This window comes from Stenotrophomonas sp. STEN063, from assembly GCF_056854515.1.
In genome coordinates this window covers 1-14725 of record NZ_JBXFWF010000021.1, presented here as the reverse complement: position 1 = coordinate 14725, position 14725 = coordinate 1, and the positions used below count along the sequence as shown (strand labels likewise).

The 14725-nt window shown below is 65.0% G+C and carries 12 protein-coding genes; 10 read left to right on the top strand and 2 right to left on the bottom strand.

What is annotated here, in order from left to right; translation table 11 throughout:
- The first annotated feature begins 337 nt into the window (after positions 1-337).
- Genes lpxD through AC1VWL_RS07605 form a run of 5 tightly spaced genes read left to right on the top strand, consistent with a single transcriptional unit; the run spans position 338 to position 4482 of the window.
- Positions 338-1360, top strand: coding sequence for a UDP-3-O-(3-hydroxymyristoyl)glucosamine N-acyltransferase (lpxD, locus tag AC1VWL_RS07625; protein WP_296253442.1), 1023 nt, complete (start codon positions 338-340; stop codon positions 1358-1360).
- Positions 1357-1815, top strand: coding sequence for a 3-hydroxyacyl-ACP dehydratase FabZ (gene fabZ, locus AC1VWL_RS07620; RefSeq protein WP_481533957.1), 459 nt, complete (start codon positions 1357-1359; stop codon positions 1813-1815). The genes lpxD and fabZ overlap by 4 nt, the downstream gene beginning before the upstream one ends.
- Positions 1816-1832: 17 nt before the next feature.
- Positions 1833-2624 carry an acyl-ACP--UDP-N-acetylglucosamine O-acyltransferase gene (lpxA, locus tag AC1VWL_RS07615; RefSeq protein WP_482986294.1) on the top strand — a complete coding sequence of 264 codons (792 nt, stop codon included), beginning with the start codon at positions 1833-1835 and terminating at the stop codon, positions 2622-2624.
- A complete protein-coding gene (gene lpxB, locus AC1VWL_RS07610; RefSeq protein WP_482986293.1) occupies positions 2621-3829 on the top strand; it encodes a lipid-A-disaccharide synthase in 1209 nt (402 codons plus the stop codon). The genes lpxA and lpxB overlap by 4 nt, the downstream gene beginning before the upstream one ends.
- Before the next feature lie 35 nt (positions 3830-3864).
- Positions 3865-4482 (top strand): ribonuclease HII, encoded by a 618-nt coding sequence (locus AC1VWL_RS07605; protein WP_482986321.1) that lies wholly within the window; start codon positions 3865-3867, stop codon positions 4480-4482.
- A 17-nt stretch (positions 4483-4499) separates the two neighbouring features.
- On the opposite strand, the gene AC1VWL_RS07600 is transcribed toward AC1VWL_RS07605, so the two are convergent.
- On the bottom strand, positions 4500-4964 hold the full coding sequence (locus AC1VWL_RS07600; RefSeq protein ID WP_482986292.1) for a hypothetical protein: 465 nt from the start codon (positions 4962-4964) through the stop codon (positions 4500-4502).
- Between the two features lie 47 nt (positions 4965-5011).
- Positions 5012-7234, bottom strand: a complete 2223-nt coding sequence (locus AC1VWL_RS07595; protein ID WP_482986291.1) for a winged helix-turn-helix domain-containing tetratricopeptide repeat protein — start codon at positions 7232-7234, stop codon at positions 5012-5014.
- Between the two features lie 142 nt (positions 7235-7376).
- On the opposite strand from AC1VWL_RS07595, the gene AC1VWL_RS07590 reads away from it, so the two are divergent.
- The 5 genes from AC1VWL_RS07590 (at position 7377) to AC1VWL_RS07570 (ending at position 14626) form a co-directional block, all read left to right on the top strand.
- Positions 7377-8021, top strand: a complete 645-nt coding sequence (locus AC1VWL_RS07590; RefSeq protein ID WP_482986290.1) for a hypothetical protein — start codon at positions 7377-7379, stop codon at positions 8019-8021.
- A 213-nt stretch (positions 8022-8234) separates the two neighbouring features.
- The gene (gene dnaE, locus AC1VWL_RS07585; RefSeq protein WP_481533963.1) at positions 8235-11825 is read left to right on the top strand and encodes a DNA polymerase III subunit alpha; all 3591 of its coding nucleotides are present in this window, start codon (positions 8235-8237) and stop codon (positions 11823-11825) included.
- A gap of 76 nt (positions 11826-11901) precedes the next feature.
- Complete coding sequence (locus AC1VWL_RS07580) at positions 11902-12861, top strand: acetyl-CoA carboxylase carboxyltransferase subunit alpha (RefSeq protein ID WP_482986289.1); 960 nt, start codon at positions 11902-11904, stop codon at positions 12859-12861.
- A gap of 26 nt (positions 12862-12887) precedes the next feature.
- Positions 12888-13643 carry a tetratricopeptide repeat protein gene (locus AC1VWL_RS07575; protein WP_482986288.1) on the top strand — a complete coding sequence of 252 codons (756 nt, stop codon included), beginning with the start codon at positions 12888-12890 and terminating at the stop codon, positions 13641-13643.
- A 215-nt stretch (positions 13644-13858) separates the two neighbouring features.
- Positions 13859-14626 (top strand): alpha/beta hydrolase, encoded by a 768-nt coding sequence (locus tag AC1VWL_RS07570; RefSeq protein ID WP_482986287.1) that lies wholly within the window; start codon positions 13859-13861, stop codon positions 14624-14626.
- Positions 14627-14725 lie beyond the last annotated feature (99 nt).

Genomic DNA, 14725 nt, shown 5'->3' with positions numbered 1-14725 from the left:
AGGCTGCGCCCCGGGTACCGAAGACTGCGCCATGGCGCAATCTTCGGGCGCGCTCTGGTCTACCGATTCCCCGCGCCTGTCGGCGCGCCCCCTTTACCAAAGGGGGCTTTCCACCAGAACTACCGTCTCAAACTGCCCCGGGAAGCAACACCGTCCCGGGGTTTGCTTTTATGGGACACGTGGCTTCGCTCGGCGCAGCGGGACATTCCATCAAAGCCATGCTGCCCCATTGGCCCCCACTTCCGGCCAACCCGCCCCCCCCCCCGCTCCCTTGCCCTGCAAGGGTGATAACGTCTGTTCGCATGACCGCCATCGGCGCACACGGTAAACTTGCTGCGTGAATACTCCTACCTATACCGCTCAGGAACTTGCCGACCGTTTCGGCCTGCAGGTGCACGGTGACCCTTCGGTCGCCATCCACGGCGTTGCCACGCTGGCCCATGCCGGGCCCGGGCAGCTGACCTTCCTGGCCAATCCGCGTTACCGGGCACAGCTCGCCGACAGCAAGGCGTCGATCGTGCTGCTGCGCGCCGACGACGCCGAGGCCGCACCGGGCACCGCCCTGGTCGCCAAGGACCCGTACACCACCTTCGCCAAGATCGGTGCGCTGTTCGAGACCGTGCCGGTGCGCGAACCTGGCATCCACCCCAGCGCGGTCATCGACCCCAGCGCGACGGTGGCCGCCAGCGCCCATATCGGTCCGCACGTCTGCATCGGCGCGCGCAGCGTGATCGGCGAAAGCTGCATCATCGGCGTCGGCAGCATCATCGGCGACGACTGCGTGGTCGAGGCCGGCACCGAACTGCTGGCCCGCGTCACCCTGGTTGCGCGGGTCAAGCTGGGCAAGCGCGTGCGCATCCATCCGGGCGCCGTGCTCGGTGCCGAGGGCTTCGGCCTGGCAATGGACAACGGCCACTGGATCAAGGTCCCGCAACTGGGTGGCGTGCGCATCGGCGACGATTGCGAGATCGGCGCCAACACCTGCATCGACCGTGGTGCACTGGAAGACACCACGCTGGACGAAGACGTGCGCGTGGACAACCTGGTGCAGATCGCCCACAACGTACAGATCGGCGCTCACAGCGCCATCGCCGGCTCCACCGGCATTGCCGGCAGCGCCAAGATCGGCCGCTACTGCCTGCTCGGCGGCGCCGTCGGCGTCGTTGGCCACCTGGAAATCTGCGACCACGTCGTCATCACCGGCAAGTCGGTGGTGCGCAACTCGATTACCGAACCGGGCGAGTACTCGTCTGGCACCCCTTTGACCGACAACCGCACGTGGCGCAAGAACGCTGCGCGCTTCAAGCAGCTCGATTCGCTGGCACGGCGCATCCTGGCTGTGAGCAAGGAGAAAGAATGAACGCACCACTGCAGATGCCCATCGACGTCACCACGATCCAGACGTTGATCCCGCACCGCTACCCGTTCCTGCTGGTCGACAAGGTTGTCGACCTGGATGTGGACGCCAAGCGCATCATCGCGCACAAGAATGTCACCATCAACGAGCCCTATTTCCAGGGCCACTTCCCGGGCCAGCCGATCATGCCGGGCGTGCTGATCATCGAAGCCCTGGCCCAGGCCGGTGGCGTGCTGACCCAGCTCAGCCTTGGCCGCGACGCGCAGTCCAAGCTGTTCTACCTGGTCAAGGTCGACAACGTGCGTTTCATGAAGCAGGTGGTACCGGGTGACGTGCTGGAACTGCATGTGCAGGTCAAGCGAATGATCCGCAACATGGCGGTCTACTACGGCGAAGCCAAGGTGGATGGTGAAATCGTCGCACACGCCGAAGTGCTCTGCGCCGGCACCCGCGAATAATCTGCCTGGAGCAAACGATGAGCGATAACGCACCCTTGATTCACCCGACCGCGGTCATCGATCCCTCGGCCAAACTCGGCCAAGGCGTGCGCGTGGGTGCGTTCACCCTGATCGGCGCCGACGTCGAGATCGGCGATGGCACCGAAGTGGGGCCGCATTGCAGCATCCACGGACCGACCCGCATCGGTCGCGACAATCGCTTCATCGGCCACGTCGCGGTCGGCGGCGAACCGCAGGACAAGAAGTTCGCCGGTGAACGCACCGAGCTGGTGATCGGCGACCGCAATGTATTCCGCGAATTCGTCACCCTCAGCCGCGGCACTGCCGGCGGCGGTGGCGTGACCACCATCGGCAACGACAATTGGATGCTGGCCTACGTGCATGTCGCCCATGACTGCCACGTCGCCGACCATTGCGTGTTCTCCAACAACACCACGCTGGCCGGCCACGTATCGGTTGGCAACTGGGTGATCATCAGCGGCTTCGCCGGTGCCCACCAGTTCTGCCGCATCGGCGACCATGCCTTCCTTGGCATGGGTGCCTTGGTCACCGGCGATATCCCGCCGTTCACCATGGTCGGCATCGACGGCCACGGCCGTCCGCGCGGCATCAACAGCGAAGGCCTGAAGCGGCGCGGTTTCGACGCCGAGCGCATCAGCGCGATCAAGCGCGCTTACCGCACCATCTACGTCGCCGGTGTGCCGTTGGCTGAAGCCAAGCTGGCGCTGGCCGAGCAGGCGCAGAACAGCGATGACGTCAAGCAGATGCTGGACTTCATCGAGCACGGCGAGCGCCCGCTGCAGCGATGAGCGCTGTAACCCAGGACTCCGGATTGGCGCTTGGCCGCAAGCCGCGGATCGCGCTGGTTGCCGGCGAGGCGTCGGGCGACCTGCTTGGCGCCGGCCTGATCAATGCCCTGCGTGCGCGCTACCCCGATGCCGAATTTGCCGGCATCGGCGGCGATGCAATGCGCAATGCCGGCTGCGAAACCTGGTTTGATGCCAGCGAGCTGGCGCTGATGGGGCTGGCTGAAATCCTGCGCCATCTGCCGCGCCTGCTGAAGCTGCGCAAGGAATTCCGCCAGCGCGTGCTCGACTGGCAGCCGGATGTATTCATCGGCATCGACGCACCGGATTTCAATCTGGGCGTGGAAAAGTGGCTCAAGCAACGCGGCCTGCGCACCGTGCACTACGTCAGCCCCTCGGTCTGGGCCTGGCGCGAGAAGCGCGCCGAGAAAATCGGCGCCAGCGCCGATCTGGTGCTGTGCCTGTTCCCGATGGAACCGCCGATCTATGCCCGCCACGGCATTGACGCACGCTTCGTCGGCCATCCGATGGCCGATGAGATCCCATTGCACAGCGATCGCACGGCAGCGCGGCAAGCACTGGGCATTCCCGGGCAGGCAACGCTGCTTGCGGTACTGCCCGGCAGCCGCCTGGGCGAAGTGAGCCGACTCGGCCCGCCATTCTTCGCCGCCGCCTGGCGGCTATGCGAACAAGATCGCGGCCTGCATATCGTCGTGCCCGCGGCCAATGCCAGGTGCAAGACGATGATCACCGAGCAGATCCGCAGCGCAGCGCTTCCCAGCGCGCGCCTGCACCTGCTCGATGGCAAGGCACGTGAAGCGATGACCGCCGCCGACGTGGTGATGCTGGCCTCCGGCACCGCCACCCTGGAAACCATGCTGGTCAAACGGCCGATGGTGGTGGGCTATCGCGTGGCCGAACTCACCTACCGCATCGTCAAGGCGCTGGGCCTGATCAAGGTCGATCGTTTTGCCCTGCCCAATGTATTGGCCGGCAAGGACCTGGCACCGGAGCTGATCCAGCATGAATGCACCCCGGAGAATCTGGCTACCGCCGTGCGCAACTGGTTTGAGCATCCCGATTGCGTCAGCGGCCTGCAGGACGACTACCAACAGCTGCACCAGCAGCTGCGCCAGGACGCCTCGGCACGAGCAGCAGAGGCTGTCGCGGGCCTGTTGCAGGCGCCGCGCAAGCAAGGCCAGCCGTGACCACAAGGCGTACTCCCAAGGCGGCGGATGTCTCGCTGTCCTTGTTTGACGACGCTGCTTTGCTCGAACGGCAGGCCCCGCGCCTGGTTGCTGGCGTCGATGAGGCCGGGCGCGGCCCGCTGGCCGGCCCGGTCGCGGTAGCAGCCGTCGTGTTCGATCCCGAACGCCCACGCATCAATGGCCTGGATGACTCCAAGGCATTGACTGCACTCCGCCGCGACCAGCTCTACGACCGCATCATCGAACGTGCGTTGGCTTACAAGATCGTGATGGTCGACGTCGCCGAGATCGACAGCCTCAATATCTTCCAGGCCACCATGCAGGGCATGCGCCTGGCGGTGGAAGGCGTGGCACATGTCGCCCAGTTCGCCCGCATCGATGGCAACAAGATTCCCAAGGGCCTGCCCTGCCCGGCCGAAGCACTGGTTGGTGGTGACGCCATCGACCGCAGCATCATGGCCGCCTCGATCCTGGCCAAGGTCAGCCGCGACCGCTTCATGCTGGAGCTGCACCAGCAGCACCCCGAGTACGGCTTCGATCAGCACAAGGGCTATGGCACACCCTTCCATATGGCCGCGCTGCGCACACATGGCCCCTGCCCGCAGCACCGACGCAGCTTTGCACCGGTGCGTGCAAGCCTGGACGCATCCTGAGCCACGCGCCGCGCCCGTCAGCGCGGCACGATCTTGATTCCAGGGTCGAGGTGGCTTGAGCCGATGCGCACGTCGTACTTGATATTGCTCTCGCTGCTCACGGTTTTTGCAACGATCAGCACTTCCTGCCGCCTGCCCATGCGCTGCGAATTGAAGTCCTTCTGCCCGATGCTACCCGCACTGCGGTAATACGCGGCAGCACCGGGAGATTCGGCAAACGCCAATGCGAACGGGTCCAATACATCTTCTGCGGTGCGCCAGAGCACCTGCGTACCACTACGCACCGTGCACACATCCGGAGTGATTACCGGCCCACCTGGACCAGACGCCACATCGACGTAGACCAGTTTGACGATACGCGGCGGCAGGTTCTCCGTGCATTGCAACACTTCACCCGGAAGCGGTGGTTGGGTGGCGCAGGCAGCAATGCCTGCAACCGTTCCGATGGAGACGACAAGATAGAGCCACACGCTAAGGTTCATGACGACCACTCCTCGTTGAGGTCCGCCGCCACGGACAGAAACCGTGTTCACTCCTTACGCACGCCGCTGCCGACCAGCGCATGACGCTGCAGCGACAGCAAGGCATCGATGCGCTGCTGCGGTATGCCCTGCTTCAACGCGCTTTCAACGCAGTTGTGCGCGCCCGCCTTGTCGCCGAGCAGGGTCAAGGTCTGTGCACACCACAACGCGACTTCTGCCGCCTGCGTGCCCAACGCACGCGCCGCCTGCAGATCCTGCAGCGCGCGCGCACGCTCGCCCAGGTTGGCGCGGTACCAGGACAGCAAGGCCAAGGCATACGCATCATCGCGGCGCACATCGACGTATTGCTGCGCCAGATGCGCCGCACGCAGGTACGGCGCCTGTGCCTGTGCGGCGGTTGCAGGCGCGGCAGCCAGTGCATCGGCAAGATTGCCCCAATGCAGATAGTCCTCCGGTTCCAGCACCGTCGCCTGTTGGAACAGTTCTGCGGCGACCGCGTATTCGCCGTGATCGAATTTCATCGTACCCAGATTGGTCAAGGCACCGGCATTGGGCTCGATCAACAAGGACATATTGAACGCATGCCCTGCCTGTTCGGTATCGCCCTGGGCAAGATACAGACCGCCCAGGCTGCCCCATAGGCGACTGTCTTCCGGCTGCAGCACGGTGGCGGTGACAAAAGCATCGATCGCCTTGGGCACGTCGCCGCGCAGCCAATGGTGGTAGCCAAGCAAGCGATAGATCTGCGCATCACTAGGCCGCGCCGCGATGGCCTGCTGGAACGACTGCAGCGCCTGCTCTTCCTTGCCGAGCGCAGCGTAAGTGCGTGCCTGTCCGACCAGACCATCAGCGCGCAGTGCCGGATCATCGATGACCTGCTGGTACAGCTTCAGCGCCTGCGCGTTCTGGCCGCTGACGCGGGCAATCTCCGCCATCGCCAGGCTCACTTCGTGCAAGCCGGGGTCCATCGCCTGCGCCCGTGCACATGCCTGACGTGCGCGCTCGAACGCGCCAGCGTCACTCACCCCCTCCAACCGGGCTATCTGCGCGCGACAGATGCCGGCCTGGGCCCGCGCGAAGCGTGGATCAATCGCCAGCGCCTGTGCAAACGCCGCCATCGCGCGCTCGTTGCCGGCCTCGCCGATTGGCCGTTGCAGCAGCGACAGGCCACGCAGATAGGCATCGTAAGCGTTGACGTCGTTGGTCGGGTTCAAGCGCTGCGCAACCCCGGATGTCTTTCCCGGTAGATGGCCGAGCAAGGCGTGCACGACCTTGCTGGCTATCTCGCCCTGCAGCGCAAACACATCATTGATCTCCCGATCATAGGTTTCCGCCCACAAGGTAAAACCAGTATTGGTATCGGACAGCCGCGCACTGATGCGCACCCGTCCGCCCTCGCGACGCACACTGGCATCCAGCAGCGTGGCCACACCCAGACGGCGCCCGATCCGACGCACATCGTCATCGTCGGTAGCGCCTTCGGCAGGAGCCGCGAGTTGTCGTGCGGCCACCTTCAAGCCCGGTACATTGGTGAGGGCATCATGCATCTCCACCGCCAGACCATCGGCAAAATAGCGGTCGGCGGCGGCGTCGCTGAGGCTGCTGAATGGCATCACCGCAATCGAAGCGCCGGCCACCACCGGCGTGCGACTCCACCACCAGTAACCAACCCCCAACAGCAGCAGCAACAGCGCACAGCCGATCAGGAAGGCGCGTGAACGCATCCACGCTGGCAGCGACAACTTCGGCGCTTCCCGCCACCAGCGCGACAATCGCCGTTCTGGCGGCTGCGACGGCTCGGCATTCGGATCACTATCCACAGCGATGTGTTCAGCGGGTTCAGCAACTGCAACAGCCTGCTCCGCCGCCGTAGACGTGGAAATCGCTTCAACGACCGAGGCCGATGAAGCCGCGGCCTCTGGCGGCAACAACTTGCCAATGAAGCGATAGCCCAGACCGTGCTGGGTCTGGATGTAACGCGGCTCATGCGAGTGGTCGTCCAGCACCGAACGTAACTGCGCGATGGCACGTGTCAGCACACCTGGCGTCACATGCCGGTGGCCCCAGACAGCATCCAGTAGTTGGTCGCGCACCAGCAATTCATCGGCATGCCGCAGCAGCATCAACAGCACCGCGAATGCTTTTGGCTCCAGCGATTGATACTGCCCGTCACGGCTGAGCGTATGCGCCAGCGCATCCACCACGATGCCGTCGAAACGGTAGCGTTCGACCGCTTGACCTGTGTCAGCAGGGTCTTCGACCGCACCCATCGGCAAGCCCTCATGAATTCCTCAGAAACCAGCGCAATGACTGTCTGAAGGCTCCGCCTGCCATCATGACCAATGCTACGCCCAAGCGGATGCTGGCGCTGCGTTCCCCCCTCCCGGACGCCCCACCCGCAGGAGCACCACCATGTACGCCATCGACCCCCGCCTACCGCTGCCGCAGGTTCTGGACCAGTACCCGAGCGGCACCCCGCATCGCCGCAGCCATGTGAACGACTATCTGTTGGTCCCGCGTGAGATGGAGTATTTCAATGGCCTGCTGGCCCGTCTTGGCCGGACCCAACCGCCACTGCAGACGGACCAACTGGCCACCGCTGCCCGCAGCCTGAACAACGCAGCCGGGGACGAAAGCGCCTCGCCCTGCATAGAACAACGGATGCGCCACGCCGACCTGCTGGAACAGCTGTTACAGGAGACCGACTGGGAACCCGCCGCCGAGGTCAGTTGCGAACTGCATCTGGTCATGGCTTACCTGCACGCCAGCCACCAGCTGATCCCCGACACAGTCCCGGGCGTCGGCCAGCTGGATCAGGCCATCGTCATCGACACCGTCTGGCCGAAACTGGCCGGCGAAGTCGCCAACTTCCTCGACTACCAGCGCCTGCGCCAGATGGAGGCCGAACGCCAGGGCCGCGGCTACCATGACATCGCCTTCAACCGCCGCAGCTGGCTGGAGCTGCGTGAGATCGAAGCCCGTCTGCACGAGCACCAGCGCCGGGTACGTGAAAGCAGCTACGCACCTGAACCGCTCAGCTACTTCCGTATCCACTGACGGCGGCACCGACAGGGCTCCAGCCAGACCCACCGAGTTCATGCTGGAGCCCTGATGGGCGGGACTTGGCGATCAACCCCGCCCTGCCTTCGCCCGTACTGATAGTGTGCACCTGCGGGCCGTTGGCCCGGGCCGGCGCGGGTCGCAGGCATGTCAAGCCTTGCCCCACCCCGCCCCCGTCGCTACCCTGCACCGGCATACTTCTGGCTCCGCATGTCTACTTCTTCCCGCTTCGTCCATCTCCACGTCCACACCGAATTCTCGATGGTGGACTCCACCATCCGCGTACCTGCCAAACCCGACCAGGCCGACCCCAAGAAGGCCAAGCAGGCCAACCTGCTGAGCCGCTCGGTCGAGATGAAGGCACCGGCGCTGGCGGTCACCGACCTGAACAACATGTTCGCGCTGGTGAAGTTCTACAAGGCTGCCGAAGGCGTGGGCATCAAGCCCATCGCCGGCGCCGACCTGTTGATCACCGAGGACGGCCAGGACCCCTGGCGCATGACCTTGCTGTGCCGCGACCGTGAAGGCTACCTGAGCCTGTCAAGGCTGCTGACCCGTGCGTGGATGGAAGGCCATCGCAACGAAGGTGGCGTTGCCGTGCATCCGCAATGGTTGAAGGATGGCTGCAAGAACCTGTTCGCGCTGGCCGGCCGTCACAGCCTGGCCGGGCGCCTGGCCAATGACGGCCGCCACGATCTGGCCGAGCAGCAGCTCGCCGACTGGCAGCGCGTGTTCGGTGACGGCCTGCACCTGGAACTGACCCGCACCGGCCGCGATGGCGAGGAAGCCTTCAACCAGTTCGCGCTGCAGGCTGCCGGCCAGCGCGGCCTGCCGGTGGTGGCGACCAATGATGTGCGCTTCCTGTCGCCGGATGACTTCTACGCGCATGAGGCGCGCGTCTGCATTTCCACCGGCCGCGTGCTGGATGATCCCAAGCGTCCGCGCGAGTACAGCGCCGAGCAGTACCTGAAGACGCCGGAACAGATGTGCGAGCTGTTCGCCGACATCCCCGACGCGATCGACAATACCCTGGCGCTGGCCGAACGCTGCAACGTCGAGATGCGGCTGGGCACCTACTTCCTGCCCAACTATCCGGTGCCCGACGACCAGACCCTGGACAGCTGGATCCAGAAGATCTCGCGCGACGGCCTGGAAGAGCGCCTGCAGGTGCATCCAATTGCTGCCGGCATGACCCGCGAGGACTATGACGCGCGGCTGGAGTTCGAGCTCAACACCATCATCAAGATGGGCTTCCCCGGCTACTTCCTGATCGTGGCCGACTTCATCCAGTGGGGTAAGAACCAGGGCATTCCGATCGGTCCGGGCCGTGGTTCCGGTGCCGGTTCGCTGGTGGCCTGGGCGCTGAAGATCACCGATCTGGATCCGCTGCCCTACAACCTGCTGTTCGAGCGCTTCCTCAACCCGGAACGCGTGTCGATGCCCGACTTCGACATCGACTTCTGCATGGACCGCCGCGACGAGGTGATCGACTACGTTGCACGCAAGTATGGCCGCGAGCGCGTCAGCCAGATCATCACCTACGGCACCATGGCGGCCAAGGCGGTGGTGCGTGATACCGGCCGCGTGCTCGGCTTCCCCTACGGCCTGGTCGACGGCGTTTCCAAGCTGATCCCCAACATCCTCGGCATCCACCTGAAGGATGCGCTGGGCAAGGGCAAAGAAGGCACGAGTTCGGAAATGGCCTCGGCCGAGCTGATCCAGCGCTACGAGTCCGAAGACGACGTCCGCGACCTGATCGACCTGGCCCTGCAGCTGGAAGACCTGACCCGCAACGCCGGCAAGCATGCCGGTGGTGTGGTGATCGGGCCGGAACCGCTGAGCGAGTTCTGCCCGCTGTACGCCGAACATGACGATGGTGGCATCGGCAAGAACCCGGTCACCCAGTTCGACAAGAACGACGTTGAAGAAGTCGGCCTGGTGAAGTTCGACTTCCTCGGCCTGCGCACGCTGACCATCATTGATTGGGCGGTGAAGGCGATCAACAAGCGCCATGAGCGTGCAGGCATTCCGCCGATCGACATCGCCCATATCCCGCTCGACGACGCCCCGACCTACAAGGACATCTTCGCCAACGGCAATACCGGCGCGGTGTTCCAGTTCGAATCCTCGGGCATGCGCCGCCTGCTGAAGGACGCGCGCCCCGATCGCTTCGAAGACCTGATCGCACTGGTGTCGCTGTACCGCCCGGGCCCGATGGACCTGATTCCTTCCTTCAACGCGCGTAAGCACGGCCAGGAAGAAATCATCTATCCCGATCCGCGTACCGAAGTCATCCTGAAAGACACCTACGGCATCATGGTGTACCAGGAACAGGTGATGCAGATGGCGCAGATCGTCGGCAATTACTCGCTGGGCGGCGCCGACCTGTTGCGTCGTGCGATGGGCAAGAAGGTGCCGGCGGAAATGGCCAAGCACCGCGAGATCTTCCGCGAAGGCGCGGCCACCGGCGGCGTCGATGGCCCCAAGGCCGACGAAATCTTCGACTTGATGGAGAAGTTCGCCGGCTACGGCTTCAATAAGTCGCACGCCGCCGCCTATGCATTGGTCAGCTACCAGACCGCCTGGCTCAAGCGTCACTACCCGGCCGAGTTCATGGCTGCGACGTTGTCCTCGGACATGGACAACACCGACAAGGTGGTCGGCTTCCTGGCCGAGGTGAAGAACCTTGGCCTGACCGTGCTGCCGCCGCGCGTCAACGACTCGGCCTATATGTTCGAGGCCGCCAACGCCGACACCATCCGTTACGGCCTCGGTGCGATCAAGGGCGTCGGCCAAGGTGCCTGCGAAGCGGTAGTCGAGCAACGCGAACGCGGCGGCGAGTACGCCTCGCTGCTGGATTTCTGCGCGCGCGTGGAATCGGGCAAGCTCAACCGCCGCACGCTGGAAGCGATGATCAACTGCGGTGCCTTCGACGGCATCGGCAAGAACCGTGCGACCCTGGCGCTGCAGCTGCCGGAGGTGATCAAGGCCACCGAGCAGATGGCGCGCGAGAAGGCCTCCGGGCAGAACTCGCTGTTCGGTGCACCGGACCCGGTCAGCACCGCCAGCCAGCTCGACCTGCCCGAGAGCAAGGAATGGCCGCTGGCACAGCTGCTCAATGGCGAGCGCGAGACGCTGGGCTTTTTCCTCAGCGGCCACCCGTTCGACCCGTATGCCGATGACGTCAAGGAACTGGTCGGCACCGACCTCGGCGGCCTCGACAAACTGATTGCGCCGGCCTTCCCCTCCAAGGACGGCGAGAAGCGCGCCTGGCGCCAGGAGTCCCCGGTGATCCTGGCCGGCATGGTCATTGGCGTCCGCCGCAAGGGCGACAGCCAGGTCTTCGTGACCCTGGAAGACGGCAAGGGCCGGGTCGAATGCAGTGCGTTCTCCGATGGCCTGGCCGAATTCGGCCACCTGATGACCAAGGACCGCATCCTGGTGGTCAAGGGCGGCCTGCGCGAAGACGAGTTCAACGGCGGTTATGCCCTGCGCATCCGCCAGTGCTGGGACTACGAGCAGCTCTGCGCCGACCACGCCTTGCGCGTATCGATGCGCGTGGACGGCCGTGGCGGCCCGATCTGGCAGCGCATCGACGCCCTGCTCGCCACCGCCCGCCCGGGCCGTACCCCCCTGCGCCTGGACCTGCTGCTCAACGGCAAGCCCGGCAGCATCGCCGGCATGCTCGACCTCGGCAGCAGCGGCTCGGTGCGGGTCACGCCCAAGCTGCTCGATGCCCTGCGCGAGGACCCGGCCGTGCGCCGGGTCAAGGTCAAGTACAGCCCGCCCTGGGCCAATTGATTGTCCGGACGGACGCGTACGGGTTGATACGGCGCGTTCGGCTACACTTCCCCCCTTTCATTGCTGACGGTTTCCGATGAATCCGAACTACCTCGATTTCGAGCAACCCATCGCCGATCTGGAATCCAAGATCAAGGACCTGCGCAATGCCAGCGCCGGGCCGGCGGTCAATGTCGATGCTGAGGTCAAGGCGCTGGAAGACAAGCTGCGCCTGCGTACTGCCCAGATCTTCCGCAACCTGTCCTCGTGGCAGGTGCTGCAGGTGGCCCGCCACCCGTCGCGCCCCTACCCGCTCGACTACATCCGCATCTTCTGCGATGAGTTCCAGGAACTGGCCGGCGACCGCGCCTTTGCCGATGACAAGGCCATCGTTGGTGGCCTGGCCCGTATCGGTGGCCGCTCGGTGATGCTGATCGGCCACCAGAAGGGCCGCGATACCAAGGAAAAGGTGCGCCGCAACTTCGGCATGCCCAAGCCCGAGGGCTACCGCAAGGCCTTGCGCCTGATGAAGATGGCCGAGCGTTTTGGCCTGCCGGTGCTGACCCTGATCGACACCGCTGGCGCCTGGCCGGGCATCGACGCTGAAGAGCGCGGCCAGTCCGAAGCCATCGCCCGCAACCTGATGGAAATGGCGGAGCTGAAGGTGCCGGTGATCTGCACCGTGATCGGCGAAGGCGGCTCCGGCGGCGCGCTGGCACTGGGCGTGGGCGACCGCACCCTGATGCTGGAATACAGCGTCTACTCGACCATCAGCCCGGAAGGCTGCGCCTCCATCCTGTGGAAGGACGCCGGCAAGGCCAAGGACGCCGCCGAGCAGCTGGGCATGACCGCCCCGCGCCTGAAGAGCCTGGGCCTGATCGACAAGATGATCCGCGAGCCGATCGGCGGCGCCCACCGCAACCCCACGCAGATGGGCAAGCGCCTGAAGGCCGTGCTGCTCAATGAGCTGGACGCGCTGGAGAAGCTGCCCCTCGACGAACTGCTGGCGCGCCGCTACGCGCGCCTGCGCAGCTACGGTGCCTACGAAGCGGCCTGAGCCGCTTCCGCCACAGGGACACACGGATGAGTCCGATCATTCTGCTTTCGCTGATCCTGCAGGTCGCCTGCTGCGTGCACGTCGTGCGCACCGGGCGACCGCTGTACTGGATCTTCATCCTGCTGTTCTTCTCCTACCTGGCAGTGCTGATCTACCTGATCGCCGAGGTACTGCCGGACCTGCGCAACAGCCCGACCGCGCGCCGTGGCCTGCGTCAGGTCCGCGACCAGATCGACCCGCAGCGTGGCAAGCGCCAGGCCGACCAGCGGCTGCGGGTGTCCGACACAGCCGACAACCGCAGGCACCTGGCCCAGGAGCACCTGGACCGCGGCGAATATGCCGAAGCGGCGACGCTGTACGAAGGTGCGCTGCGCGGATTGCACAGCGAGGACCCGGACCTGATGCTGGGCCTGGCCAAGGCCCAGTACGGCCTGCAGCAGCCGGCACAGGCGCGCAAGACGCTGGAAGCCTTGATCGCTGCCAACCCCAACTTCCGCTCGCATGACGGCCACCTGCTGTATGCCCGCACCGTGGAGGACAGCGCGGACATCCCTGCCGCCCTGCACGAGTACGAGGCGATGATCGGCGGCTACCCGGGCGAGGAAGCACGGCTGCGCTATGCACTGCTGCTCAAGCGCGCCGGCCGCGACGACGACGCTGCCAGGCAACTGCAGAACATCCTCGACCGCGCCGAGAGCTCACCGCGCTACTACCAGCAGGCACAGCGCGCCTGGATCGATGCCGCACGCAAGGAACTGCGGCAGCTGACGCCGGCAGGCTGAGCCGTCCTGTCTGATTGTGGGAGCGGCGTCAGCCGCGAAGCTGACCCTGCCAAAGCCCTTGGCACTCGCGCAATCTGATGCTGTACTGGCTTCGCGGCTCACGCCGCTCCCACATCCAAACCGACGCCTGCACGCTGGCACCGGATTGTGGCGACGCGATGCACCGATGGACTGTGTTATCTGCCTTCTCCCCATCCCCGGCGAGGCCAAGCAGCATGATCACCAGCCTGAAAGTCGTGTTGATCGCCATCAGCGTGCTCGCCAGCATGTACCTGATCGCCTGCGCCCTGCTCGCCTTCAATGCCCGCAGCATGCTTTACCACCCGGCCCCGCGCAGTGCCGATGTACCGCACTGGACCATGCCGCGCGGCGATGCCGACATCATCGTCTCCAGCAACAAACAGCACAGCACGCAGCTCATCCTGTATTTCGGCGGCAATGCCGAAGATGTCTCGCAGGCGCTGCCGATGCTGCAGCAGGCCTTCCCGGCGGCCGCCATCCACGCCATGCACTACCGCGGCTATGGCGGCAGCAGCGGCTCACCGACCGAAGCCACGCTTGTTGGCGATGCCTTGGCGCTGTACGACAGCACCAGCAACGGCCAAGCCCAGGACGTCGTCGTGATCGGCCGCAGCCTCGGCTCCGGCGTCGCCGTGCAACTCGCGGCTGCGCGGCCGGTTCAGCGACTGATTCTGATCACCCCTTACGACAGCATCGGCGGCCTTGCGGCACGCATGTTCCCGGCCTTCCCGGTGCGCCTGTTGCTACGCGACCACTACGACTCCTGGCGTCACGCGGCGCAGATCACCGCTCCCACCACGCTGATCATCGCCGGCAGGGATGAGGTGATTCCGAATGCGAGTTCGCTGCGGCTGCTGCGCGAATTCCGGCCCGGCGTCGCGCAGGCAATAACCATCGCTGATGCCGACCACAATGATGTGTTTGGCTATCCGGAGTTTGCTGAGGCTTTGAGGGGGCAGTAAGGCTCACAAGCTCAACCCCTCCCCCGCCCTCCCCTTGGCTTCGCCAAAGGGAGGGGGCAGCGGGTGATCCCTCCCTTTTGGGCAGCCAAGGGGTGGGTT